Here is a 25,935-nt window from a genome sequence, read left to right as displayed (position 1 = left end):
ATGTATCAACCAATGATACATTGCCTGAGTGATCAGGACGTTTCGGGACAAAACGACTGAGGCGGTCTTTAACGGCGAAAGCCCTAAACGCTTTCCGGCCGACCTGGTGAAGGTTGCTCGCCGGAAATTGCGCTATCTTCACGCTGCGGGCGAACTCAGCGACTTGAGGGCACCACCCGGAAACCGCCTTGAGGTCCTCACGGGCGATCGCAAGGGACAGCACTCGATCAGGATCAACGACCAGTTCCGAGTGTGCTTCGTGTGGACATCACAAGGTCCCGTTCAGGTCGAGATCGTGGATTATCACTAGGAGAATGCGACGATGGCCAAGAAACTCAAGCCCATGCATCCTGGTGAGGTTCTGCGGGAAGAATTTTTGAGCCCGCTGGACATGTCGGCAGGCGCGCTCGCCAAGACATGCGGCCTGCCGCGTACGCGTATTGAGCGGATTGCGAGTGAGCAGACCGGAATCACCGCTGACACCGCGCTTCGGCTTGCCAAAGCGCTCGGCACGACCGCTGAGCTATGGCTCAATCTCCAGAACGATTACGATATTCAGATCGCCAAACGCGATCTCGGCAAGGCTCTCGACCGCATCGAGACTGTGAACAAGCCCAAGGCGGCCTGAGGGATCAGGTTACGCCGACCGCCTCACAGCGTTGTCCACCAGCGTCTTGCCGAGCGACCAGATCGCGCCGGGGACCTTGTGGCTGCCGGCGATGACGTCGTCGAAGGCGCGCTCGATCCAGCCGCAATCTTCCTCGGTGATGGTGAGCGGCGGCAGCAGCTTGATGGTGTGGCTGCCGTGGCCGGCGACCTGGGTCAGGATCTTGTGATCTTTGAAGAGCGGCACGGTGATGAGCTGGCAGAACAGGCCCTTGTTGGCGGCCTCCAGCACGTTCCACGAAGCTCGCAGCCGCAGCGATTTCGGCGGGCCGAACTCGATGCCAATCATTAAGCCCTTGCCGCGCACTTCCTTCAACAGCTCGTAGCCGGGCACCATGCGCGTGAGCGCAAGGCGCAGCTCGGCACCGCGCTTGGCGGCGGACTCGATCAGCTTCTCGGACTCCATGACGTCGAGCGTCGCGATGCCCGCGGCCATCGCCAGGTCGTTCTTGGAGAAGGTGGAGCCGTGCACCACCGCGCGGTCCATCTGGTTGAATATCTTGTCGAAGATGCTCTTGCGCGTCAGCACCGCGCCGACCGGCACGTGGCCGCCGGACAGCGACTTCGACAGCAGCACCATGTCGGGCTCGACGTTCCAATGCTCGACCGCGAGGAAGCGGCCGGTGCGGCCCATGCCGGTCTGGATCTCGTCGGCGACGAACAGCGTGCCGTATTTCTTGCAGAGCGCAACCGCACCCGGCAGGAACTCGTCGGTGGGCATGTTGACGCCCTTGCCCTGGATCGGCTCGACGACGAAGGCCGCCACCTCCCGCGAGGCCAGCGCCTTTTCGAGCGCGGCGAGGTCGTTGAACGGGATCGAGGTGCAACCCGGCAGCAGCGGCTCGAAGCCGGTGCGGAAGTTCGAATCACCCGTCAACGACAGCGCGCCATAGGTCAGGCCGTGATAGGCATGGGCGCAATAGACGATGCCGGGCCGGCCGGTGGCGCCGCGAGCGAACTTGATCGCGGCTTCGACGCATTCGGCGCCGGAATTGGCGAAGAACGCCTTGTCGAGATAGGGCACGTACTTCAAAAGCCGCTCGGCGAGCACGCCGGCGAGCACCGAGACGTCGAACTGGACGAGGTTGGGCAGGTCGGCATCGAGCACGCTCTTGAGCGCCTCGCGCATGACAGGATGATTGCGCCCGATCGCAAACACGCCAAAGCCGGACAAAAGGTCGAGATAGCGCGCGCCGTCTCGGTCGTAGAGGTACTGCCCCTGCCCCTTCTGGAAGCCGACATCATAGCCGATGGTCTTGAGCACCCGAACGAACTGCTCGTTCATATGCCGATTATGCAGGGCGCTGCGCTGGGCCTGACGGTCCGCGAATAGCTGAGACATGTCTGGATTTGGGCTGTGCATCCGTTACATACTTCGGTTGAGGGCCGTCTCGTCAACTGAAAACGGACCGTTGCCGAAAACGGTCTGTGCGGCCTTTTGCCCTTTTTCGGACCATCTTCGCAAGCACAGCTTTAGACCATGTTGCACTGCCAAGGAACTATCATGCGTTTAGCCCTTTACACCGGACTAATACTGACTGGCGGTTTCACCTGCCTGAACCCGGCGCTCGCCACCGATCCGACCGGCGACTGGCGGGTTGCCGACGCCGTGGCCAACATTCGTGTCGCCCAATGCAATGGCAGCATGTGGGGCGCGGTTTCCTGGGAAAAAGAGCCCGGCGGCCGCGATGAATACAATCCGGACGCGTCGAAAAAGACCAGGCCCACGCTGGGCATGGCGACCCTGATCGACATGAAGAAAAAACCCGGCGCCGATCAGTGGGAGGGTCAGGTCTACAACGCCAAGGACGGCCAGCTCTACAGCGCGACCATCACGCCGGTTGGCACCGACCAGCTCGAGATCAAGGGCTGCGTGATGGGCTTTCTCTGCGGTGGCGAAACCTGGACCCGCGTTGGCCCGCCTATTCCCTTGAGCACCGCCAATGCCATGGCCAAGGGCACGCCGAAATCCACCGGCGCGGCGCCGAAGGCCCCGGGAACGACGGGCGCAACAGCGGCGCAGCCTGCGCCGGCAGCGCCGAAGGCCGCCGGCACTGCCAAACCTGGTCAGAAGGGCGCCGCCGACCCGGTCGGCGACATCTGCCTACTCCCTGAGATTGCGGGGTTTGCCCATTAGCGCCGGCTGAAACAGCAGCACGGCGGCGAGCGTCGTCACCAGCGACAGCGCGAGCAGCTTGCCCATGCTGGACGTTCCCGGATGGCTCGACAGCCACAGGCTGCCGAATGCCGTCGCCGTCGTCATCGCGCTGAAAAAGATCGCACGCGTCAGGCTGGTCTGGAGCAGGTTTGTCCTGCCCGAGCGCCAGGCCACGACATAGTAGATCTTGAAGGCCACGCCGACGCCGAGCAGCAGCGGGAACGCGACGATATTGGCGAAGTTGAGCGGCAAGCCGATCAGCACGCAGATCTCGAGCGTTACCGCGCCGGCAACCAGGAGCGGCACCAAGGTCATCAGCACGTCCACGAACCGGCGCAGCGTGATCCACAGCAACAGCCCGATCACCAGCAGTGCGTAAATGCCGGCATGGATAAACGCCTTCACCACGGTGTCGCCGGATTTCAGGATCGAGACCGGGCCGCCGATCGCGGTCGGCTCGGCAACGAGCACGGCCGCCGCAAATTTGCGCAGCGTGTCGTTGTCGTTGGGATCGCCTTTGGGCAGCGCCTCGACGCGGATGATGCCGTCCTTGCTCTTCCAGGCGCTGATGAGGTCGGGTGGCAATGACTTCAGGGTGACCGGCTCGGCCTGCATCGCGTTCCGGAGCTGGTCGAACACGATCTTCATCGGCGCGACGAACACGTCCTGCGCCTTGTTCCGCGTGGCCTCGTCGCCCTTGGCGAGCTTTTCCAGCGCGTCCGCGAGCCGGCGCGAGGCGACCGCACCCGGGCCCTTCGCATCGCCTGCGGTCCGGCGCAGATTGTCGACCGAGGATTTCAGCGAATCGACGTTCTCCTTGTCCGTCGGCGCCGCGTCGATCTGGTCAGGATTGAGCGCAGGGTTCAGCACCTTGGCGCCCTGTGCAAGCAGCTTCAGCTTCGGCGGCTGGTCCTCAGGGACGAAGCTGTTGAGGGACATCACCCGCAGCACTTCGGGCACCTTCTCCAGCTTCGCCTCCACCTGCTTTGCCTGCTCCTCCGACGTGGTCATCACGTTGATGGCATTGGCGCCGGTATTGGGATCCTTGCGCAAATCGAGGAAGGTCGCAATCGATTCGGCCTTCGGATTGCGCAGGTTCATCGGGTTGAAGTCGAACTTCATGAAGTAGAGCAGCGGCAGGCCGGCGACCGCGAGAAAGATCGTACCACCGACGACCAGCACGCGGTGCTTCTCCAGGAAGTGATCGAGCGGCGCCAGGAAGGCGTAGCCGACCGGCTCCTTCTCGCCGGGCGGATTCAACAGCTTCAGCATCGCCGGGAGTACGGTGATGCTGGTGAGGAACGCGACCAGCATGCCGACGCCGGCGATCTGGCCGAGCTCCGATATGCCCTTGTAGTCGGTCGGCATGAAGCAGAGGAAGCCGGCCGCGGTTGCCATCGCCGCCAGCGACAGCGGTATCGCCGAGCGCTTCGCGGCCAATACCAGCGCACCCGAAAGGTCGTTATGCTTATAGCGCTCGGAGCGATAGCGGACGCTGTACTGAATGCCGAAATCGACGCCGAGGCCGACGAACAGCACGGCGAACGCGATCGACAGCAAATTGAGCGAGCCCACCATCATCAGACCGGCGGCGGTTGTCAGCGCAAGACCGACGAAGAGATTGACGAACACCGCGAAGATGATCTTCGCCGAATGCAGCGCCAGCCACAGAATGAGCAGCACGACCAGAACCGTGCCGATGCCGTTGACGACAGCGCCTTCCTGGACGGTTGCATATTCCTCGTTGGCGATCGGGACCGGACCGGTCAGCCGCACGCGCGCCTGGTATTTGGTCGCAAACTCCAGATCGGCTGCGGCCTTGCGGATCGCGTCGGTGGCGCCCTTGCCGGGCTCCAGCGCGTTGTAGTCGAGGATCGGCTTGAACTCGATGAAGGCGCGCTTGTCCGAATCCGTCAGCGGCTCGTCACTGACGAGCTCTCGCCAGGAGAAGCTCGCACTGCCCTTGTTGAGCACGGTCTCAACCGTTTGTGCGATCTGGTTGAAGGGCCGTTCGGTGTTGTCGAGCTTCACTTGCCCGCGCTTGACGCCGGCAAGACCCGTCTCAAGCGCGCCGGTCAGGCCGCGGATCGAGGGATCGCCCGCCATGATCTCGATCAGGGGTGCGGCGGATTCGAACTGGCCGGTGACCTTGGCGACCTCCTCGGTCGGCAGGAACAACAGGCCGTTCTTCTCGAAGAACTCGCCGGTGCCGAGCTGTTGCATCGACTGGAAGTCGGTTTTGTCGTCCTTCAGCTTGGCATAGAGCGCGTCCGACGCCGCAGTCGCCATCTCCGGCGTTTTGGCTTCGACCACCGCCGTGATCGTCGCATCGCGGTCGAAAGCGCGATCGAATTGCTGGTCGCGTTGGCGCCAGTCCAGATTTTGGGCAATCAGCGAATTGATGTCGGTGTTGATGGCGAAGTGATGGACCGTGTAGTAGCCCGCCCCCACCGCCAGCAGGAGCCCGAGAACGACGACGATGGGGGCAAACCGGGTGCAGGCCCTGACGATGGCAACGACTACGCTTTGCAGCACTTTTTTTCTTTCTGCGTTAACAGCTTCCCGGAAACGCCCGCTGTTTATCGGAGTTCCCGGGCGAAACCTATTGCTGTTTTGAGTGGCTCTTCCCGCCAGAAGGTTCGAGCTGAACGGCGGGAAGCCGTGGCAAAATCATGCGGGGCGGTCGGTATAGCCGAGGAGTTGAGGCGGGAAAGTGACCGAGGGCCGTGCACAAATGTCGCCGTTTTGCCGACCGGAACGTTCTCTACTATAGTACCGCAAATGGATCCTGCAGGGGAACCAAAGTTCATGGACCCCTTTCCTTGCTGCCGATTTTTTGACACAAAGTATTGCGCCCTCCATGTGTACCCGCGTGGGCGACGGCTGCGTGCCGAAACCGATCGTGGGATATTGCAGCTCATTGGTATCCCGGTGCTCCGGGGACTCAAGATGCGGATCGGTGCAACTTGCGTGATGGACGTCCAATGGAAGTTTATCTGGTGCAATCGCACGGTTTTTGCGCGGGCTTAGTGGGTGCAATGGGGAGATTGAAGAACAAAGCCGCAACCACGGTGTCCAAGGGCATTACCGGGGCACTTCAGGCCCGCTTTACAGATATTCAAGGCCCGGACATCCGGGATATCTGCTATGCGACACAGAACCGCCAATCTGCGGTAAGGAACTGGAGCAAGCTGGTCGATGTGATCTTGGTGGTGGGCGCTGCCAATAGCTCGAACCGGCCCCGCGAAATCGGCACTGAGGCCGGCGTCGCGAGTTATATGATTGCCGACGGCAGCGCGCTCGATCCGGAGTGGTTGAAAGATGCCAGGACCGTCGGCGCCACGGCCGGCGCTTCGGCGTCCGGGGTACTCGTGGATGACGTGATCGAAGCGATGCGGCGGATCGGACCGGTACAGGTCTCGGTGCTGCCGGGCCGCGAGGAGAACATCGAATTCCGGCTTCCGGCCCAACTGGCTGCGAGCTGACCCACCCGAATTTCAAGCCCAGAAAGAAACTCGTAATGGCTATCCCCTTCTTCAAGGAAATGCGTATCGGCGGCTATTTGATCAAGCAGAAACTGCTCGGCCGCAAGCGCTATCCGCTCGTGCTGATGCTGGAGCCGCTGTTTCGCTGCAACCTCGCATGCGTCGGCTGCGGCAAGATCGATTATCCGGACGCGATCCTCAACCGCCGCATGAGCGCGCAGGAGTGCTGGGACGCAGCCGATGAATGCGGCGCGCCGATGGTCGCCATTCCCGGCGGCGAGCCGCTGATCCACAAGGAGATCGGCGAGATCGTGCGCGGCCTCGTCGCGCGCAAGAAGTTCGTCTCGCTCTGCACCAACGCGCTGCTGCTCGAGAAGAAGCTCGATCTGTTCGAGCCCTCGCCCTATCTGTTCTTCTCGGTGCATCTCGACGGCCTGAAGGAGCACCACGACAAGGCCGTGTCGCAGAAGGGCGTGTTCGATCGCGCCGTCTCCGCGATCAAGGCGGCTAAGGCCCGCGGCTTCACCGTCAACGTCAACGCCACCATCTTCGACGGCCATCCGGCCGAGGAGATTGCAAAATTCCTCGACCTCACCGTCGAGCTCGGTGTCGGCGTCTCGATGTCGCCGGGCTATGCCTATGAGCGTGCGCCCGACCAGGAGCACTTCCTCAACCGCACCAAGACCAAGAAGCTGTTCCGCGACGTCTTTGCGATGGGCAAGGGCAAGAAGTGGAATTTCATGCATTCCGGCCTGTTCCTCGACTTCCTCGCCGGCAACCAGGAATACGAGTGCACGCCCTGGGGCATGCCCGCGCGCAACATCTTCGGCTGGCAGAAGCCCTGCTATTTGCTCGGTGAAGGCTACGCGAAGACCTTCAAGGAGCTGATGGACACCACCGATTGGGAGACCTACGGCACCGGCAAGTACGAGAAGTGCGCCGACTGTATGGCCCATTGCGGCTACGAGCCGACGGCGGCGACCGCAGCCATCAGCCACCCGCTGAAGGCGATGTGGGTGTCGCTGCGCGGTGTCAGGACCACGGGTCCGATGGCGCCCGAGATCGACATGACCAAGCAGCGCCCTGCGCAGTACATCTTCTCGGCGGAAGTGCAGAAGCGCCTGTCGGAGATTCGCAAGGACGAGGCTGCCGCCGCCCAGGAGAAGGCTGCTCGGAAGGCTTCGACCGCCGCGTAAGCGCGCAAGTCGGCCTTGTAGCCCGATCAAAAAACAAAGGCCCGGGCGCCAATGGCGAACCGGGCCTTTTCTTTTGTCGGATCGGAAAACCGCTCAGGCCGCCTCGGAGACCAGAGCCTCGCTCTCGACGAGCTCGGTGCCGATCAGGAAGTCGCGGCAGCCGCGAAGCGAGCGCAGCGCGCGGTTGAAATCGATACCGGTCGAGACCAGTCCATGCAGCGCGGTCGGGTTGCGCGCGATGCCGCGCAGCACGGCCAGCACGTCGATCTGGCCGTTCGGCTTGATGGCGGCGCGGGCGAGCGCCGGCAGCGCGCGATGGGCGGGATCGCTGATGACGCGGACCGCGGCGAACGGCAAGCCGGCTTCGGCGGCGTAGGCGGCCGCGATGTGGCTTTCCATGTCGACGGCGGCCGCTCCCGTCTCCGAATGCAGCGCCGCCTTGCAGGACCGCCCCGTGACCACTTCCTCGGCACCGGCGAGGCTGCCGCGCACCACGCGGCGGCGTCCCGACGTCAGGCGGTCGATGAGGTCGTCGCCGAGCGACAGCCCGGCGGCCCAGCGGGTGTCGCCGGCGAGCACTTCGGTCGCCAGCACGACGTCGCCGGAGCGCAGCGTCGGGTCGAGGCCGCCGGCCACGCCAAAGGAGATCACGCCGCGAATCGTCTCAGGATCCAGCACCGTCAGCAGCGCCCGCAACTGGGTCGGGCTGCTCGACGAACAGATGACCGCCATTCCGGGCCCGGCCGCGATGCGGGCCTCCTGAACCAGTCCGGTCACGATCAATATCGGCCGCGGATCAATGGCATTGCCCGCGGTAAGGTAGTCCCCCGTCCCCAAAGTCACATTCCGACCCCTACCACCCTGCTGTTGGTGTCCCTCAAGTTCCGATACCGGGCCAGCGCCCACAGCGGGAAGAACTTCGGGTAACCATGGTACCGCAGATAGAACACGCGGGGGAAGCCTGTGGCGGTGTACCGCTGCTCGTCCCACAGTCCTTTTTTGTTCTGTGTTGTAATCAGGTACTCCACCCCGCGGGCGACGGCCGGGTGATCGACCTCGCCGGCAGCCATAAGGGCAAGCAAGGCCCATGCCGTTTGCGAGGCGGTCGAGGGGGCTGCCTCCCAGCCGGCGTAGTCCAGGCGGTAGCTGACGGCGTCCTCACCCCAGCCCCCGTCCTGGTTCTGGATCGAGGCCAGCCAGCCGGCCGCCTTGCGCATCATCGGGTCGTCGTGACGGACGCCAGCCATGTTGAGGGCGCACAGCACCGACCAGGTTCCGTAGATGAAGTTCATGCCCCAGCGGCCATACCAGGACCCTTCCGGGTGCTGGGTCTTGCGGAGGTAGGCGATCCCGTCGGCGACGTGCTTGCTGGTCTTCGCGGTCTCGCCGAGCTGGGTCAGCATCGAGATGCAGCGCGCGGTGACGTCCTCGGTCGGCGGATCGAGCAGCGCGCCATGGTCGGAGAACGGGATGTTGTTCAGATAATATTCGAGGTTGTTGACGTCGAAGGCAGCCCAGCCGCCGTCGTCGCTCTGCATGCCTTCGATCCACTCACGGGCACGGTCGATCGCGGCGTCATAGCCGGTCGCGCCGTGCTCCCGGCGCATGCGGTCCATCGACATCACGACCACCGCGGTGTCGTCGAGATCGGGATAATGGGCATTGTTGTACTGAAAGGCCCAGCCGCCCGGACGGACATTGGGCCGCTTCACCGCCCAGTCGCCCTTCACCGCGAGCTCCTGCTTCGGGATCAGCCAGTCGAGGCCCTGCTTAGCGGCAGGCACCGCCTTGTCACCGCCGGCTTCCAGCAGCGCGTGCGCGGTCAGCGTCGTGTCCCACACCGGTGAGACGCAGGGCTGGCAATAAGCCTCGTCGTCCTTGATCACGAGCAGCTTGTCGATGCCCCGGCGCGTGATCGCACGCGGCGGAAAATTCTCGTCCTTGCCGAGCGCGTCGTACATCATGACGATATTGGCCATCGGCGGATAGATCGCGCCCATGCCGTCCTCACCGTTGAGCCGATCCTCGGTGAAGGCGAGCGCCGCGTCGATGGCACGCTTGCGCAGGCTCTTGGGAAACATCGGCTCGACCACACGCAGGATGTGGTCGAGCGCGCGGAACAGCGCGAACCAGGCCAGGCTCTGGTGCGGCGCCTTGGCAGTCATGCCGATCGAGCGCGGATCCTGGAGGAACAGCTCGTCGATGCCGACAGCCTTCGGATTCCTCGCGCGCGGCTTGAGCGCTGCGAGCACCATCAACGGCACCATGGTGGTGCGGGCCCAGTAGGAGATCTTGTTGAGATGGAACGGCGACCAGAACGGCAGCAGCACGATTTCGATCGGCAGCACCGGCACGGCGCGCCAGGTCACGATGCCGTACATCGCAAGCAAGAAGCGCGTGAAGACATTGCTGTTGATCGCGCCGCCGCGGGCGTGGATCGCCTCGCGCGCACGCACCATGTGCGGGCTGTCAGTGGAATCGCCGATCATCTTCAGCGCGAAATACGCCTTTACGCTGGCACTCATGTCGAACTCGCCGTCATGCACCAGCGGCCAGCCGCCATGAGCCCCCTGAACGCGGCGAAGATAATTGGCGATCTTGGCCTCGAGCACGGCATCGACCGGCTCGGCAAGATAATGACGAAGCAGGACGTATTCGGCCGGAATGGTGCAATCGGCCTCGAGCTCGAACACCCAATGGCCGTCGGATTGCTGGAAGCCGAGGACGCCTTCGATGGCCGACGCAATGCTCGAGTCCAGGTTCCTGGATTCCAGGTTCCTGGAGTCCAAGTTCATAGATTCTCGGGCTTCGCGGTTGGTCGCGTTCACGGACTCCATCTCGCTCGATTGCTCCGTTAGTCGATTGAAATTGACCGAAATTGACCGGGGACAAATGCCCGTCAGGGCCGCCTGTCAGTATCCCTTGGCGGCCAGAACCAGATCGGCGGCGCGATCGCCGGATCGGACCGATCCCTCGATGGTTGCAGGCAATCCCGTAGCAGTCCAATCGCCTGCAAGAAACAGGTTTTTGAACGCAGTGACCGGCCCCGGGCGCAGGGCATTCTGCGCCGGCGTCGCCGCAAATGTGGCACGGCGCTCGCGCACGATCTGCCAGGGGGGCAGCTCGCCGGAAACGCCACCGGCCTTGCAGACATCGTTCCAGATCACCTGCGCGAGTTCCTCGCGCGGCATGTCGACCAAGCGGTCGCCGTTGCTGATGGTGACCGAAAGCCGGTTCGGGAACGCAAACAGCCACTCCACGACGCCGCCGATCACGCCGAGGATCGGAGCTGATCCCGCTGGCGGCTCAACGCGGAAATGCGCATTCACGATGGCGCGGAATTCGGTCGGCGTCTTCAGGCCGGGCAGCAGGTTGGAGGCGGCGCGCGGCGGCACCGCCATCACGACGACGTCGCCAGCGCCGATCTGGATCAGATCCTCGCCGCCGAAATTCAGCGCGCCGACCTTGCCGTCATTGTTCGCAAAGGAACGCAGTTCGTGGCCGAGTTGAACGGAGTGCCCGCGCTCGGTCAAGAATTTCACGGCGGGCTCGATCAGAACGTCACTGAGTCCGTCGCGCGCGATCAGGGGGCGGCAGGCCTGCCCGCCGGCGAGCAGCGTCTCGCGCACGATCGCGCCGGCAAGCCCCGCCGAGCCTTCGGGAGGATCGACGTTGAGCGCTGCGAGCAGCAGCGGCTGCACCAGGCGCTGATAGAGCACGCCCTCGCAGGGAATGGATTTGCCCACCAGCGTCTCTTCAGACGCCCAGATCAGCGGCGCCAGCTTCAGATAATCGGTGAGCCCGGTGTCGGGAACGCGGCGACTCTCGTCGAGCACCCAGGTCGGCAGCCGACCGTCGCCGAGATCGATCTGCCAGCGCTGCCCGGTCGTGATATCGACGAAGGGAAACTGCGCGCGCTCCGGTCCGACCAGGCCCGCCTCGGTGCCGATCGATCGCGCATAGGCGCGCGCATGGCTGTTGCCCGACAGCAGCAGATGATTGCCATTGTCGATGGTGAGATTGGTGGCGCCGTCGAAATACGAACGGCAGCGGCCGCCGGCGTGGTGCGTCGCCTCGTGCACGGCGACCTTGAAGCCGGCATTGGCGAGCCGCACGGCAACGGAAAGGCCGGAAATTCCGGCGCCGATGATATGAGCTGTTTTTTGCATCAGATGAGAGCGTAACGGAGCAGGATCAAGATGCGCGTGACTTTCGACACACGCACCGGCTCTCGCGGCGCGTCGAAACCGCGCGCGATCAGGAGGTCCAGAATGGCATGGTAGTATTTCGACATCATTCGGGGCGCGCGCACCGCGCGGCGGCGGTTGCGGTTCATGATCTCGTCCGACTTTTCGAAATACACCTTGGCGCGCTGCGCCAGCGGCAGGCAGACCTTCGGCAGCGCACGCTCGATGATCACGCGGTCCGGATCGTTGGAGGTGATGCCGGCATGCAGCAGCGCCTCGCGCGGCAAATAGAGCCGGCCGAGACCCGCGTCCTCGTCAATGTCGCGCAGGATATTGGTGAGCTGGAGCGCCCGGCCAAGATGATGGGCGAGCTCGACGCCGTCTTCTTCCGGCAGGCCGAACACCCGGACCGACAGCCGCCCCACGGCGCTCGCGACGCGATCGCAATAGAGATCCAGCGTCGCCATGTCGGGCGCGCGGATGTCCTGCGGCACGTCCATCTCCATGCCGTCGACAATGGCGAGGAAATCCTCGCGCTTGAGGCCGAAGTTCTTCACCGAGGCGACGTAGTCCTTCAGCCGCGGCGGCGGGTTGCCCTGGTAGAGCGCATCGATGTCGTTGCGCCACGCCTGAAGTGCGGCGAGCCGCTCGTCGCGCGGGCCATCGGAATCGGCGATGTCATCGACCTGACGGCAGAAGCTGTAGATCTGGAACATCGCTTCGCGCTGGTCGTGCGGCAGGATGCGCATCGCGGCGTAAAACGAACTGCCGGATGCGGTCGAGCCATAATTGGCGCCGGGCGAGGTCGCCTCAAGCGTCATGTGCAGTCCCCGGTCTGGAAATGGCCTTGCGTCCGATCACGCGGCGGCCGACTTCGCCGATCATGCCGGCGAGGCTGAAGGTGAGGAGCTCGAACTTGTTCAGGTGCACGCGCTCGCGCAGGGGATCGCGCACCTTCAACAGGCGCACGATGCGGTCGGCATAGGCCTGGATCACCGAGACTTCGACGCCGAGGCGGAAGTCCCTGATCTCCGCGCTGAGCGACCTGCCCTCGTTGAGCAGCGCTTCGTTGCGCACGGCGAGCGCCTGAAGGCAGGCCAGCATCGCCGGCGGCGACTGCGTCAGCCCGAGCTGCTCGACCGAGGCGCCGCTTGCGGCCAGCGCATCGCGCGGCAGATAGACGCGGTTGAGCTCGCGAAAATCCTTGCCGCAATCCTGAAGGTGGTTGTTGATCTGCAGCGCCGCGCAGAGCGCGTCCGACGCGGCCCAGGTCGACGTGCTCTCGCCATGAACGTCGAGCATGAAGCGGCCGACCGGCATCGCCGAGTAGCGGCAATAATGGATGACCTCGTCCCAGTTCTCGTAGCGTAGCTTGGTCACGTCCATGCGGAACGCGATGAGCACGTCGAGTGCGTGGCGCGGCGCCATGCCGCGTTCGGCCAGTGCGCGCCGCAAGCTGACGGCCTCGGCCTGGGTGTCGCCCGTGCCGAGCAATTCCGCCTCGAGCAGGTCGAGATAAGCGAGCTTCTCGTCGCCCGGCAGCGTGGCGTGGTCGGCAATGTCGTCGGCGGTGCGGACGAAATTGTAATACGCCAGGATCAAGGCGCGATGACGCGGATGAATGATCCAGGACGCGACGGGAAAATTCTCGTCGCGCTCACCCTTGCCGGATCGCAATTCGCTCGCAGAGGTCATCGAGGGCTGGTCTACAATCGTTTGGACAGGAAGGGCTTTTTCGCTCGCGCGGGCTCATGCCGGCGATGCCGCCGCGGCCCCCATATAGGGGAATACGGCCGCAAAACCAATCCTGTCTCTCGATGGCTGCCCTTCCGGGTTCGGCCCGAAAAGGCGACCCCGGGGCCGCCCTTGTGGGCCAGTGGCCGAGCTTACTGGTTGTGGTTCTTCAGGACCTGGTCGCAGGCCTGCGAAATCTTGGCCCGGTTTTCCTTGAGGCAGGCCAGAATGGTGAAATCGCCCTGATCGATGACCGGCCGGCAGAGCTTCTGCACATCGCGCGAGCAGGCCTTCTGCTCGGAGTCCGTGCCGCGCCCTTGCTGGGCGAACGCTGCGGTCGAGAGGGAGGCCGACAGCAAGGTGAGAGCGACGAGAAGCTTACGCATTGTATTCCTTCATTCTGACGGCAGAATCGCGCCGATCCCGGACCACACAGGGGGACGACCGGAAACGGATTGTTCTGATGGCAAGTTGCCGCGGAAAGTGCAGCCTAGGAGAAGGCACAAGCACTGGTAAATGCGGCCAAATTGGCGCCAGATCCACCAAATCAGGTCTTCCCTGCGCCTTCTCTGGCAAATGTAAGAGATTGATACTACGCCATAATTCAGGTGCGGCGCGTTTTGCTGCGCACCTGTTGCAGAGCTGCATCTCTCGTCCCCGCCTTGGGCGCCAGAAACATGCCGAAACACCGCAAATCGCGAGGTCGGAGCATGGCGCGAGGCGTCGTGAACCGCCATCTCTGGCAGTCAGGCATTGAACCTGACACTGGCTCGGAACACTAAACTTTCGATGTGGCGAGACGTTCTTGGTGATAAGCGGACGTCCTTCTAAAACGGGATATTTTAAGATGAAATTCTTTGGGCGATCTGGACAGGCAATCAAGGCGGCCGGCATCGGGGCTGCGCTGCTCTTCTCAGTTTCGGCAAGCCAGGCTCAGTCGTCCGGACCGTTTGCAGGTTTCGAAGGCGCGTGGACCGGCACCGGCACGGTGTCGCTGTCCGACGGCTCCACCGAGCGCATCCGCTGCAAGGCGGACTACAAGGTCGCCGGTACCGGTCTCAGCCTCAAGCAGGCGTTGCACTGCGCGTCCGACAGCTACAAGTTCGACCTCACCAGCGACGTGACGAGCCAGGGCGAGCGCATCTCCGGCAATTGGAGCGAGTCCAACCGCAACATCTTCGGCAATTTGCAAGGCACCGCCGGCGGCGGCCAGATCGAGGTGTTCGTCGAGGCCAACGGCTTCGCCGCCAATTTGTCGCTGCGCACCAATGGCACCAAGCAGACGGTGCAGATCTCCTCCAAGGGCGAGATCCGCGGCGTCAACATCACGATGACGAAGGGCTGATAGCCTTCACGCTTCCCAGACCTCAGATCAAAACAAACCCCTGGCTTTCGCGAGCCAGGGGTTTTTCGTTTATCAGGTCGACCGTTCGTCGCGATCGATTCAGATCGCGCGCTTGTCAGCGCCTTGAAGCTTGGCGTGCAGATTGATCAGCCACATCGCCGTCGGCCGCAGGATGAAGAGATCGGCGACGAGGGCCATGACCATCGAGAAGGCGCTGAGCCAGCCGAACAGCCGCAGCGACGGCAGGTCCGAGAACACGGTGACGACGAGGCCACAGGCCAGCACCAGCGTCGTCAAGATCAGCGCCGGGCCGACCAGCACGGTCGCGCGCTCCACCGCGAGCGCCGAACCGACGCCCGGCTTGCTCTCGAGCCTGAGGCGGTTGAGGAAGTGGATGGTTGCGCTCAGCCCCAGGCCGAACGAGACGGTCAGCGCCACGACACTGGCGAATTGCAGGCCCTCGTCCATTGCCCACAGCACCGTTCCCGACATCACCACCGGGAAGATGCCCGGCAGGATGCAGGCGAACATCACGACCCAGGAGCGGAAGGCGAGGCCGATGAAGATCGCGACCAGCGCGAATTCGACGGTGAGCCCGCGATTCAGCTTCTCGATCATGCCGGCCGAGTTGCGCGCCGCGATCGCGGCAAGACCCGTCACCGCCACCTCGTAGCCGGGGTGCTTCTTGCGAACGGCGTCGAGCTCGGAATCGAGCTTGTCGACAATCGGCAGGAGCTGGCTGGAATCCTTGTCCGGCACGCGGCCGGCCACCAAGACCGCATCCTGTTGGGCATCGATGAAACGCCGCACCAGATGCTCAGGAATGACGCTGACATATTCCTTCAGCGTCGCGACGTCGGCGGTGCCGGCCTTGTCCGCAAGCCAGCGGCGCAGAGTCTCGACCGACCAGACGTTGCCGACACCAGCCGCCTTCTCCACGGTCGCGTGCACGTCCGCGATTGTTTGCAGCGTCTCCGGCGAATAGAGCGTTTCATCCTTGGGGAACTTGATCAGCACGTTGATCGGGTTGGCGCCGGTGAGCTTGGCATCGAGCCGGTCGCTGGCGGCGACGGCCTGGCGCTTGTCCGGCACCTGGTCGGCGAGCCGGTAGCGCGGCTCCAGATTGGCGTAGATGACGCCGAGGCCGGCGACGAACACCACCGCGATCAGACTGAACAGGCCGGGGCGGCCCACCATGCGCACCGCGATCCAGTAGCAGAAATTGCGCAGCGCCTGCACGCCCGCATCGGCACTCTGGAATTTGGTCGCGAACGTCTGCTCGTTGCGCACCAGCAGTACGCCGAACACCGGCACCAGTGACAGCACCGCGACCAGAGCGATCATGGTTGCGGCGAGACCCGCCTCGCCGAATTTGCGGATCAGGTCGGAGTCGGAGAACTGGAGCGCAATGAACGAAATACCGGCGGTGCCGTGCGTCAGCACGCAGGCCGGCCCCACCACCAGCACCGCGTTCTTGAACGCGGTATACTTGTCCTGACCTGCGATCAGCCGGTCGCGCGCGGCGAAGGTGAGCTGCATCGAATCGGAGAAGCTGATGACCATGATGAGCGGCGTCATCACGTTCAGGAACATGTTGAGATTGAAATTGGCCCAGCCGAGCGCGCCGAGCGCCAGCAGGATCGCGATCATCGGCGGGAACGCCGCCGCCACCATGAACGAAACCTTGCGGAAGAAGATGATGGCGATGACGCAGCCGGCGAGAATGCCCAGGATGTTGTAGGTGAGTCCATCGCGCTCGACCGCGTTGCGGATCTCGAGCTGCATGACCGGCACGCCGGAGAGCTGCACGTTGAGCCCGGTGTCGCTGAGGTCTTCCTTCATCAGCGCACGGATATCGGCGACGGTCTTGGTCAGCTTGTTGGAGGCGACCACCTCCGGATCGAGCGAAAGCACGATCAGCGCCAGCGTGCCGTCCTCCGACAACAGCTTGCCGCGAATGATCTCGTTGTTTTTGACGGTCTCGATGAACTTGTCATAGGCCTCGCCTTCAGGCAGGTCGGCCGGGAACAGCGCGGCCGGCAGCTTGCCCGGCGCCGGCGCCTGACGCGCGGAGAACAGCGAGACCAGGCCGCGCGTGCCCTCGACCAATTGCATGTCGGTGACGAAGTCGCGCAGCTTCTCGAGGTTTTTCCGCGCCAGCAGGGTCTTGCCCTCGACCACGACGAGGACGTCGAACTCCTCGGCCGGGAACTTCTTGGTCACCTCTTCATACTGGTGGAATTCGCGGGAATTGGAGCGGAAGAGCTGCGACAGCGAATCGTCGATCTTGATCCGGTGAATGCCGAACACGGCGCCGATGATAAGCACGAGCAGGACGATGCAGGAAACGATCGGTGCCCGGACGGCGATCAGCCCGATGCGCTCAAGCCCGAAGGCGATCGAGGACGCAGGTCCCTGCTCGACCTTCTCGACATGAACCTCATTCTCACGGTGCTTTTCGAGCATGCCTTGTCCAGTTCCTAAATCGGCTCGGTCTGTGAGCTTGTTGCGCCCCGCGAACGGCTTGAAAATGCCATACCAATGGGAGGCTTGCCTTTGAAAATGCGCGGAAAATCGCCGCGAGGGGTTTAGCAGGACAATCACCCTTCTCGCAAGCAGGCGAAGTGTGGCCAAATCGATCAAGATGTGGCGATTTTGCCGTAATGCCCGTCATAAGGGCAAAGCCATGCCAATTCGACGCGGCGCGCGGTCCGCGCTCTCGTCTTTCAGCGCCACGCCGGTGACCTCCCGGGCCAGCCCTTCGCGAACCAGCCAGGCGATCTTGAAAGCAGCCTCGTCATAGCTCAAACCCGCCTTGTGGATGTTCGACACGCAATTGCGCTCGGCATCGGTGCGGCCCGGCTTCGGTGCGAAAGTCAGATAGGCGCCGAGGCTGTCGGGCGCCGACAGGCCCGGCCTCTCGCCGATCAGCGTCAGGACCATGCGCGCACCGAGAATGGCACCGATCTCGTCGCCGAGCGCGACGCGCACGCCTGAGGCGACGACGACATGGCCGATCGCGACATCATCGTCGGCTGCGAGCAGCCGCACCAGACGTGTCATCAGCGCGGCCGCATGGGCGTGGACCGCTGCCGCCGACAGGCCGTCGCCGATCACGACCACAAGTGGGCACGGCCCCGAGGCACTTCGCGTCAGAGCCTCGACTGATCCGGCATCGAGCTGCCTGCCCAGATCGGGACGCCGCAAATAGTCCCTGCGCTCGACCGCCCGGCTCCGTGCCTCGGTGGCGACGAGGCCAAGCGCGCGGAGATCGGCGACCAGTCGCTGCGCGTCGAAGGCGGCATGCACGGCATCGCGGGCACGGGCATGGTCCAGCGTGAAGTCGAGCAGCGCGCGCGTCGGCACGCTCGCGCCGCTGCGCCCGAGTGCGACGCGCGCAGGCGTGAGCGACCGCAGATCGAGGGTCGGGCGGCGCGGAATGGCCGGGTCAGACATGTTGCGTCATTCGGCGGGAACGGAAGCCTCGCGCAGCCGCAGCGAATAGTTCGACGCATTCGTCTCGCCGCTCGATGCTTCACGCGCGAAGGTGATGAGATGATGCGCAATCAGGGTGCAGCCGATCAGGCCTTCGAGATCGCCGCGCTTGATGCGCCCCAGCGCGAACTTCCAGAACACGCGCTTGTAGTCGCCGAGCACGCCGACCTTCCAGAAGATATTTCGCAGCATGACGAGGCCGCGCCTGATGTTGGGCCAGGTCTTCATCTCATCCGGCGTCCGCACCTTCAGGCGGTGCACGTAAACGTGGTCGCATTGATATTGGAAGCGCGCGTAGACCTTCTCGGGCTCGTAGGCGACGGCCATGGCGTGCTTCCAGGATGCGACGACGTCGTCATAGGGCAACAGGAAGTTGACATTGGAATCGCGGCTGTCGTCCTCGACCAGGCGTCCCTCGCGCTCCAGGCGGTCCCACAGCGGCGTCTTCGGCAGCGCCTGAAGCAGATTGATGGTGAGAAGCGGAATCTGGGACTCCTCGACGAAGTCGAGCAGCACCTCGGACGTGTTCGGCTTGTCAGTGTCGAGCCCCATGATGATGCCGGACACGACCTCCATGCCGTAGGAGTTGATGGTCTGCACGCCCTCGAGGATCGGGACCATCATGTTGTGGTCCTTGTGCATCGCCTTCAGCGCATCGGGGTCGGGCGTCTCGATGCCGCAGAAGATGGTGACGAAATAGGCCTCGCGCATCTTCTCGAGGATTTCGGGCCGCTTGGCGATATTGAGCGTCGCCTCGCAGGCGAGCCGCACCACGTAGCCGGTCCTCTTCTGCCATTCGATCAGGTGCGGCAAGAGGTCCAGCGCCGCCTTGCGGTTGCCGATGAAATTGTCGTCGACAAAATAGACCGTGTCGGTCATGCCGCATTCGCGCAGTCGGTCGAGCTCGGCGATGATCTGCTCGGGCGATTTGAGGCGCGGGTTGCGGCCGTAGAGTCCGGGGATGTCGCAGAACTCGCACTGATAGGGACAGCCGCTGGAATATTGGATGCTGCCGAGAAAGTATTTCTTCACGTCGGCGAGCTCGTAGGCCGGGATCGGAAACTCCGTCATCGGCACACGGTCCTTGGTGGTCAGCACCACCTGGGCCTCGGGACGCGAGATGTCGCGCGACAGGATCTCGAACAGCTGGTTGGTGGCGTCGCCGAGTTCGCCGACATGGAGATAGTCGAACGACGGATAATAGTCCGGACAGGCGCTGACCGAGGGACCGCCGAGCGCGACCGGCAAGTCGAATTCATGGGCGCGCCGGCAGATATCGTTCATGTGCTGGCGCTGGATGTGCATGCCGCTGACGAAGACCGCCTCCGCCCATTCGAACTCCTCCTTCGTCGTGCGGCGAAGATTCTCGTCGACGAATTTGACCTGCCATTCCCTGGGTAGATAGGCCGCGAGCAGCAAAAGCCCCTGCGGCGGCATGAAGGCGCGGACGCCATCGGTCAGGGGATAGGAATGCTCGAACGTTCCGAACGACGAAGTGTATCGCGGAAACACGCAGAGAATCCGCCGGGAGGTACCGTTACTTTCAGCTCGCATCAAAGCTCCCCCGCCACGCTCGACATAGCCGCGGAAATTGCCAGCCCGACGTATAGCGTAATGCTGTCGCCGGAATTTCTCAATATTGTGGCATGAGCATAATTCCCGGAGGGACCAATGGTTTCCTCAAGCCGCCGGGTGCTCCGCCGCGTCACGCGATCAGCCGGGAGGCAAAATCGGGCAGCAGGCCAGCATCGCCGGCAAGCCGGAAGTCAGCGCCCACAATGCCCGACTGCGCCAGCCAGTCGTCGAATTCCGGCGCACGACGCAGTCCGAAGACGTCGCGGACGTAGAGCGCGTCGTGAAAAGACGTGGACTGATAGTTCAGCATGACGTCATCGGCGCCGGGGACGCCCATGATGAAGGTGACGCCGGCGGCCGCGAGCAGCGTCAGCAGATTGTCCATGTCGTCCTGGTCCGCCTCGGCATGGTTAGTGTAGCAGATGTCGATCCCCAGCGGCAGGCCGAGCAGCTTGCCGCAAAAGTGATCCTCCAGCCCCGCCCGGATGATTTCCTTGCCGTCGTAGAGATATTCCGGGCCGATGAAGCCGACCACGCTGTTGACCAGGAGGGGCGCAAAGGCGCGGGCGACCGCATAGGCGCGGGCCTCGCAGGTCTGCTGGTCGACGCCGTGATGGGCATTGGCCGACAGCGCCGAGCCCTGCCCGGTCTCGAAATACATCACGTTCTGCCCGACCGTGCCGCGCTTCTGCGACAGCCCGGCGTCCTGCGCCTCCTTCAGCAGCGCGAGGTCGACACCAAAACTGCGGTTGGCAGCTTCGGTGCCGGCGACCGACTGGAAGACGAGGTCGACCGGCACACCCTGCCCGATCAGCGATAGCGTCGTGGTGACATGGGTCAGCACACAAGCCTGGGTCGGGATTTTCAGCCGCGCGATGATCTCGTCGAGCAGCCGCAGCAATTGGCCGATCACAGCCGGGTCGTCGCTCGCCGGGTTGATGCCGATGCAGGCATCGCCGGCGCCGAGCAGGATGCCGTCGAGGATCGAGGCGGTGATGCCCCTGGCGTCGTCAAAGGGATGGTTGGGCTGGAGCCGGGTGCTCATCCGGCCCCTCAGGCCGATGGTGTTGCGGAAAGCGGTGGTGACCTCGCATTTCCGCGCCGCCAGGATCAGATCCTGGTTGCGCATCAGCTTTGAGACCGCGGCCGCCATCTCCGGCGTGATACCGGGCGCCAGCTTGCGCAGGATTTCCGGCGTGGCGGCATCCGACAACAGCCAGTCGCGGAAGGCGCCGACGGTCAACGAGGCCACCGGCGCGAAGGCCCTGGCGTCGTGGCTGTCGATGACGAGGCGGGTGACCTCGTCGGCTTCATAGGGGATGACGGCTTCCTGCAAGAACTGCCCGAGCAGGACGTCGGCGAGCGCCATCCGCGCCGCGATCATCTGCTCGGCGCTGGCGGCGGCAATCCCGGCCAGCCGGTCGCCGGAGCGCGGCGGGGTCGCTTTGGCGAGCAGGTCGCGCAAATCCGGGAACGTGTAGGTCGTGGCGTCGATGGTGTGGCGGTAGACCAAGGGTCTCTCCGGGGGTTCGTCGGCCAGTGACCGAGTCCAGCACGATCCCAAGACTATCACGAACCCAAGACTATACCTTCAGATCAAGACGCTGAAATATCTTACCTTTCTTTCGACCAAGGGCGAAGGGGGGCAAACCCCGCGTTAACGCAGCGTCCATCTTCATTCTGCATAGTTTTGCATCAATTTTGCACGACCGCGCTCTCCCGGCCGCTCCCGGCCATTCAGGGCCCTTGAACATCATGACCATCAACCAATCTGGGAATGCCGCCGGCCTGGCAGGCCGCTTTACGCTTGCCAACAAGCTGTACGCAATCTTCGCGCTGTTCGCGCTGCTGACGGCGGCGATCGCGATGCTGTCCGACTACAACAGCCGCCGCGGCGCCGACCTGACCAGCGCGATCGAGACCGCGAACGCCGCCGCGCTCAACGTCGAGCGGGTCAACTCGCTGGTCTATGCGGTCGTGATGGAATCGCGCGGCGTTTACATGTCGACGGAGCCTGCCGTCGTCAAGAAATACGGCGAGGGCCTGCTCAAGTTCAACGCCCAGATCCTCGACGTCGTGAAACGCTGGCAAACCATCGTCCGGGCTGACGATGCAGAACAGTTCGCCACCTTCAAGAAGCGCATCGAGCAGTTCGTCGAATTCCGCAAGGAGCTGGTGCGGCGCGGCGTCGAGATCAATGCGGCCGCGGGCCGCGAATGGGGCGACAACGACGCCAACCGCGCCGTGCGCTCGGCGCTGAACAAGGATCTCGAGGCGCTGTCCAAGGTCTATGCCGAGCGCGGCAGGCAGATCGCGCATGAGATCGAGACCAATCGCATCCTCTCGCTCGTCCTGACCTGCCTCGGCGGCGTGGCGCTGGCGCTGGTCGTGATCGGCATCGTCATCATCGCCCGCTCGATCGCCCGTCCCCTCTCCGCCATCACCGCGACCATCAAGCAGGTCGCAGACGGCGCCGAGAACGTCGTGGTGCCGCACGCTGACCGCGCCGACGAGATCGGCGCGCTGGCACGCGCGATCCAGATCTTCCAGGACGCGATGGGGCGCAACCGCAACCTTGCCTCGCAGGTCTCGCAGGACTCCGCTGCGCGCGAGGAGCGCGCCCGCCATATCGAGCAATCCGTCGACATTTTTCGCGAGGCGATCGGCGCGATCATGCGCGGCCTCAGCGACAACGCCTCCGTCATGCGCGAGACGGCGCAGACCATCACCCGCGTCACCGCGGATGCGAGCAGCCGCGCCGGCACGGCGGCGAACGCCACCGAACAGGCCTCCCACAACGTCACGGCGGTCGCGGGTGCAGCGGAGGAGTTGTCGGCGTCGGTGGTGGAGATCGGCCGGCAGGTGCGGCAGTCGGCCAGCGCGGTCGAGCAGACCGGCCAGCGCACCGAGAAATCGATCGCCGAGATCGAGAGCCTGGCGGCCGCCACGCAACGCATCGACGGCGTGCTCAGCCTGATCCAGGCGATCGCCGAGCAGACCAATCTGCTCGCGCTCAACGCCACCATCGAAGCCGCCCGCGCTGGCGACGCCGGCCGCGGCTTTGCCGTTGTCGCACACGAAGTGAAGGCGCTTGCCGGCCAGACCGCGAAGGCGACCGCCGATATCAGCGAGAACGTCTCGATGATCCAGTCCTCCACCCGCAACGCGGTCGAGGCCGTGCGCGAGATCGGCGGCGCGGTCCGCGAGATCAACGACGTCACCTCGGCGATCGCCGGCGCCATCGGCCAGCAGGACGCCGCCACGCGCGAGATCTCGTCCAACGCGCAGTCGGCCGCGCAGGGCAACGAAACCCTCGTCGCCAACATCACCTCGCTCCGCGACGCCATCGGCGAGACCGATACGGCGGCATCCTCGGTGCTCACGGCGGCGAGCAGCCTGACCGCAACCGCGGACACGCTGTCACGCGAGGTGGAACAATTCTTCCAGAACTTGCGCTCGGGGTCGGCGGACAGCGGTATCGCAAAGGCGGGATGACGGCGCGTCCACCGCCAGATGAGCCGGCGGTGGGGTCGCTTCACCAAAAAACGCGAAAACAACCCCATGCACAGTAGCCGGGGATAGCGATATCAATGGCTTGGCGGCCCCCGCGACGCATTGCGGATTTTACGAAGCCGTTTGACTCGTCGGGCAAAACACCGGCAGGATGGCATCATGCAGTCCTGCTCGAACCATCCGTTCAATCCTGCACGCCTCCGGGACTAGGGCGGCACTCTTGATCCGGTCAGCCAGCGAGAGCATCCCTTACCCGCATCCTTCGAAGATGCATGCCAATCGATAGAAGAGTTGGGCTACGAGGCGAAGTTGGAGACATCAGCGACCGCTGTGTCCTCGCCAGGATCATGTGGAACTTGCAGTCGCCGCTGGATGCCTTCCCGCTCTCTGAGGCAGCAACAGCAGGCACGCGAGGATACACGCAGCCAACACCGCTGAGGCAAAGGGCCGGCTTAGATGAAGCCCACCCTGGCTTACCGGCTTATCGAGGAAGTCTCCGACCGTCGCACCGAGAGGTCGGGTGAGAATAAAGGCCGCCCAGAACAGAACCACGTGGGAGATGTTGGTCCAGTAGTAGGCAGCGACAAGGACAGCCAGTCCAGCGCCAAACACAAGTGCGCCACCTTCGTATCCAAGTCCCGCATCCGCGACCCAATCACCAAGCGCTGTGCCGAGCGTCTGGGAAAACGTGATTGTCATCCAATAGAAGGCTTCCACCTTCGGCGTGGCCACCGTCTGAACATTCACCGAGCCGAGGGCAAGATACCAAGCGGCGAGCGAGCACAATACGCAGGCTAACAAAATAGACGAGCCTCCCGTGTAGCCGACACCCAACGAGCGATCAAAAAGGTCGGCCATCGCCGTGCCAACCGTCGTCGAGGCCACAATGGCCAGCCAATAAATCCAGGCGTTGAACCGCCTCATCGAAATTTGCACAATCACTGCCGCAACAAACACGGCAAAGAAGATGGCAGTGCCGATCAAATAGCCGCCATTTTGAGCATTTTGGTCAGCGTGCAGCCAGCCCATCGTAACCAAGTCACCGCCGGTTTCGCCGAGCGTCGTGGCAAGGATCTTGATGATCCAAAATCCAAGTGTGACCTCAGGAACTTTGCTGAGCACCTCATCACTATTCTGCATTTGGATCTCGCAATCGCGGGCCGGTCAAGTCGCTGTCGCACAACGCGCTCAGCCGCTCCAGGATACACTTCGGAAATATAAATCTTCGTGATGTTCCCGGCCTGCGCTGCTGTCTGGTGGTCTCCTTTTCGGCGTGTCGGCGAGGCTGCGTCACAAGGCCGGGCTCGCCGACCCGCAAGCAGCGCATCGAACGTCGGCTGTTGCCTTGCGTCGAAGGGCTCCGACCAAAATGACGGACGATGAGAGAGCGAGGATGGCGGCGCTGAACAGAAAGGTGCTTTGATAGCCGCTGTAGTCGAAGAGAACGCCGCCGCCGGCCGCTCCCGTGGTGATGGCCAGTTGCACCACCGCGACCATCAGGCCGCCGCCTACTTCGGCATCATTGGGCAAAGCCTTGCTGACCCACGTCCACCAACCCACGGGCGCGGCCGTCCCGATGAAGCCCCACAGGAACATCAGCGGGGCAATTGCAATCGGTGACGAACCGAATGCCGTCACTGCGACGGCTATCAGAGCCATCGCGAACGGCATGATAATGAGGGACATGTAGAGACGTTCGCGGATGACGAACCCGATGATCGACGTCCCGATGAGACCCGCAACCCCCATGAGGAGCAGGAGCGCCGAGATCGTCGTGACATCGACGCGCGTTACCGTTTCGAGGAACGGCCGCAAATACGTGAAGAGTGCGAACTGTCCGAGGAAGAACAGCGCGGCTGCGAGCATGCCGTAAGGCACTTGCGGGTGGCGCAAGACCTTGAACGCTACCGCCACGCTGGCCCGCGCCTGGCTCGGCATCGCCGGCAGCGTGAGGAACTGCCAGACAAAAGTTAGCGCGGCGACGGGAACAACACAGAAGAACGCACCGCGCCAGCCGATGTATTGGCCGAGAAAGCTGCCGAGCGGCGCAGCAATCGTGGTCGCGAGCGCATTGCCGCCATTGAGAACCGCAAGAGCGCGCGGCACGTCGGTGGTCGGGACCAGGCGGATCATCGTCGCGGCCGACAGCGACCAGAAACCGCCGATCGTGATCCCGACAAGCGCCCGTCCGGCGATGAAGACTGGATAGTTGGGAGCGAAGGCTACGATGACCCCAGATACCAGCATCAGGCCGGTCAGCCACAGCAAGAGCGAGCGACGATCGAAGCCAGCCGTCGCCGCCGAGATGAACAGACTGGCCAGAACGGCGAACAGCCCGGAAACGGAAATGGCCTGTCCTGCCTGTCCTTCCGTCAGGTGAAGGCCGCTGGCGATCGGCGTAAGCAGGCTGACAGGCATGAACTCGGACGCGACGAGCGTCGAGGCGCACAGCGACAGCGCGAAAACCGCACTCCATGCGGCCATTGGCTGCGTTGTCTTCTGATCGGTTGTGACGTCCATCGGGCATCCATATGTCGAGAGGCGCCCAGGCTGGCGCTGTTCCTGACAACAGATAGAGGCC

20 protein-coding genes and 1 pseudogene are annotated in these 25,935 nt (G+C 63.6%); 7 read left to right on the top strand and 14 right to left on the bottom strand.

The window, feature by feature from the left end; genetic code table 11:
• Positions 1–28 precede the first annotated feature (28 nt).
• Positions 29–310, top strand: a complete 282-nt coding sequence (locus tag IVA74_RS28840) for a type II toxin-antitoxin system RelE/ParE family toxin (RefSeq protein ID WP_247349856.1) — start codon at positions 29–31, stop codon at positions 308–310.
• A 12-nt stretch (positions 311–322) separates the two neighbouring features.
• Entirely contained in the window at positions 323–628 is a 306-nt protein-coding gene (locus IVA74_RS28835; protein WP_247349855.1) for a HigA family addiction module antitoxin, read from the top strand.
• Between the two features lie 9 nt (positions 629–637).
• Here IVA74_RS28835 and hpnO read toward each other — a convergent pair whose 3' ends face one another.
• Positions 638–2,029, bottom strand: coding sequence for an aminobacteriohopanetriol synthase HpnO (gene hpnO / locus IVA74_RS28830; protein ID WP_247349854.1), 1,392 nt, complete (start codon positions 2,027–2,029; stop codon positions 638–640).
• 141 nt (positions 2,030–2,170) lie between these two features.
• On the opposite strand from hpnO, the gene IVA74_RS28825 reads away from it, so the two are divergent.
• Positions 2,171–2,803: a DUF2147 domain-containing protein gene (locus IVA74_RS28825; protein WP_247349853.1), complete on the top strand. Its 633-nt coding sequence runs from the start codon at positions 2,171–2,173 to the stop codon at positions 2,801–2,803.
• On the opposite strand, the gene IVA74_RS28820 is transcribed toward IVA74_RS28825, so the two are convergent.
• The gene (locus IVA74_RS28820; protein WP_247349852.1) at positions 2,771–5,359 is read right to left on the bottom strand and encodes an MMPL family transporter; all 2,589 of its coding nucleotides are present in this window, start codon (positions 5,357–5,359) and stop codon (positions 2,771–2,773) included. The two genes, IVA74_RS28825 and IVA74_RS28820, sit on opposite strands and share 33 nt — an antisense overlap.
• Before the next feature lie 530 nt (positions 5,360–5,889).
• On the opposite strand from IVA74_RS28820, the pseudogene IVA74_RS28815 reads away from it, so the two are divergent.
• Positions 5,890–6,309, top strand: a pseudogene (locus IVA74_RS28815) (4-hydroxy-3-methylbut-2-enyl diphosphate reductase); the annotation flags it as partial.
• A 35-nt stretch (positions 6,310–6,344) separates the two neighbouring features.
• A complete protein-coding gene (gene hpnH / locus IVA74_RS28810) occupies positions 6,345–7,505 on the top strand; it encodes an adenosyl-hopene transferase HpnH (protein ID WP_247349851.1) in 1,161 nt (386 codons plus the stop codon).
• Positions 7,506–7,598: 93 nt separating this feature from the next.
• On the opposite strand, the gene IVA74_RS28805 is transcribed toward hpnH, so the two are convergent.
• The 6 genes from IVA74_RS28805 to IVA74_RS28780 form a co-directional block, all read right to left on the bottom strand.
• On the bottom strand, positions 7,599–8,348 hold the full coding sequence (locus IVA74_RS28805; RefSeq protein WP_247349850.1) for a phosphorylase: 750 nt from the start codon (positions 8,346–8,348) through the stop codon (positions 7,599–7,601).
• Complete coding sequence (shc, locus tag IVA74_RS28800) at positions 8,345–10,342, bottom strand: squalene--hopene cyclase (RefSeq protein WP_247349849.1); 1,998 nt, start codon at positions 10,340–10,342, stop codon at positions 8,345–8,347. The genes IVA74_RS28805 and shc overlap by 4 nt, the downstream gene beginning before the upstream one ends.
• 75 nt (positions 10,343–10,417) lie before the next feature.
• Positions 10,418–11,674 carry a hydroxysqualene dehydroxylase HpnE gene (hpnE, locus tag IVA74_RS28795; RefSeq protein ID WP_247349848.1) on the bottom strand — a complete coding sequence of 419 codons (1,257 nt, stop codon included), beginning with the start codon at positions 11,672–11,674 and terminating at the stop codon, positions 10,418–10,420.
• A complete protein-coding gene (gene hpnD, locus IVA74_RS28790) occupies positions 11,674–12,513 on the bottom strand; it encodes a presqualene diphosphate synthase HpnD (protein ID WP_247349847.1) in 840 nt (279 codons plus the stop codon). Before hpnD ends, hpnE begins: the two co-directional genes overlap by 1 nt.
• Complete coding sequence (hpnC, locus tag IVA74_RS28785; protein WP_247349846.1) at positions 12,503–13,387, bottom strand: squalene synthase HpnC; 885 nt, start codon at positions 13,385–13,387, stop codon at positions 12,503–12,505. Before hpnC ends, hpnD begins: the two co-directional genes overlap by 11 nt.
• A 191-nt stretch (positions 13,388–13,578) precedes the next feature.
• Positions 13,579–13,812: a hypothetical protein gene (locus IVA74_RS28780; protein WP_247349845.1), complete on the bottom strand. Its 234-nt coding sequence runs from the start codon at positions 13,810–13,812 to the stop codon at positions 13,579–13,581.
• Positions 13,813–14,273: 461 nt separating this feature from the next.
• Between IVA74_RS28780 and IVA74_RS28775 the strand changes: the two genes are divergently transcribed.
• Positions 14,274–14,771: a hypothetical protein gene (locus IVA74_RS28775; protein ID WP_247349843.1), complete on the top strand. Its 498-nt coding sequence runs from the start codon at positions 14,274–14,276 to the stop codon at positions 14,769–14,771.
• Positions 14,772–14,870: 99 nt separating this feature from the next.
• Here IVA74_RS28775 and IVA74_RS28770 read toward each other — a convergent pair whose 3' ends face one another.
• The 4 genes from IVA74_RS28770 to IVA74_RS28755 form a co-directional block, all read right to left on the bottom strand.
• Positions 14,871–17,237, bottom strand: coding sequence for an MMPL family transporter (locus tag IVA74_RS28770; RefSeq protein ID WP_247349841.1), 2,367 nt, complete (start codon positions 17,235–17,237; stop codon positions 14,871–14,873).
• Between the two features lie 204 nt (positions 17,238–17,441).
• Positions 17,442–18,227 carry an ethanolamine ammonia-lyase subunit EutC gene (gene eutC, locus IVA74_RS28765; RefSeq protein ID WP_247349840.1) on the bottom strand — a complete coding sequence of 262 codons (786 nt, stop codon included), beginning with the start codon at positions 18,225–18,227 and terminating at the stop codon, positions 17,442–17,444.
• 6 nt (positions 18,228–18,233) lie between these two features.
• On the bottom strand, positions 18,234–19,820 hold the full coding sequence (locus tag IVA74_RS28760) for a B12-binding domain-containing radical SAM protein (RefSeq protein WP_247349839.1): 1,587 nt from the start codon (positions 19,818–19,820) through the stop codon (positions 18,234–18,236).
• A 151-nt stretch (positions 19,821–19,971) separates the two neighbouring features.
• Positions 19,972–21,354: an ethanolamine ammonia-lyase subunit EutB gene (locus tag IVA74_RS28755; protein WP_247349838.1), complete on the bottom strand. Its 1,383-nt coding sequence runs from the start codon at positions 21,352–21,354 to the stop codon at positions 19,972–19,974.
• 242 nt (positions 21,355–21,596) lie between these two features.
• Here IVA74_RS28755 and IVA74_RS28750 point away from each other — a divergent pair, with 242 nt between their 5' ends.
• On the top strand, positions 21,597–23,336 hold the full coding sequence (locus tag IVA74_RS28750) for a HAMP domain-containing methyl-accepting chemotaxis protein (RefSeq protein WP_247349837.1): 1,740 nt from the start codon (positions 21,597–21,599) through the stop codon (positions 23,334–23,336).
• A gap of 363 nt (positions 23,337–23,699) precedes the next feature.
• Here the strand turns inward: IVA74_RS28750 and IVA74_RS28745 are convergent, their stop codons facing one another.
• Positions 23,700–24,494 (bottom strand): hypothetical protein, encoded by a 795-nt coding sequence (locus IVA74_RS28745; protein WP_247349836.1) that lies wholly within the window; start codon positions 24,492–24,494, stop codon positions 23,700–23,702.
• Between the two features lie 150 nt (positions 24,495–24,644).
• Positions 24,645–25,874: an MFS transporter gene (locus tag IVA74_RS28740; protein ID WP_247349835.1), complete on the bottom strand. Its 1,230-nt coding sequence runs from the start codon at positions 25,872–25,874 to the stop codon at positions 24,645–24,647.
• Positions 25,875–25,935: the final 61 nt, after the last annotated feature.

This window comes from Bradyrhizobium sp. 132 (assembly GCF_023074185.1).
Taxonomy (GTDB): domain Bacteria; phylum Pseudomonadota; class Alphaproteobacteria; order Rhizobiales; family Xanthobacteraceae; genus Bradyrhizobium.
This window is presented reverse-complemented; position numbering and strand designations above follow the sequence as displayed.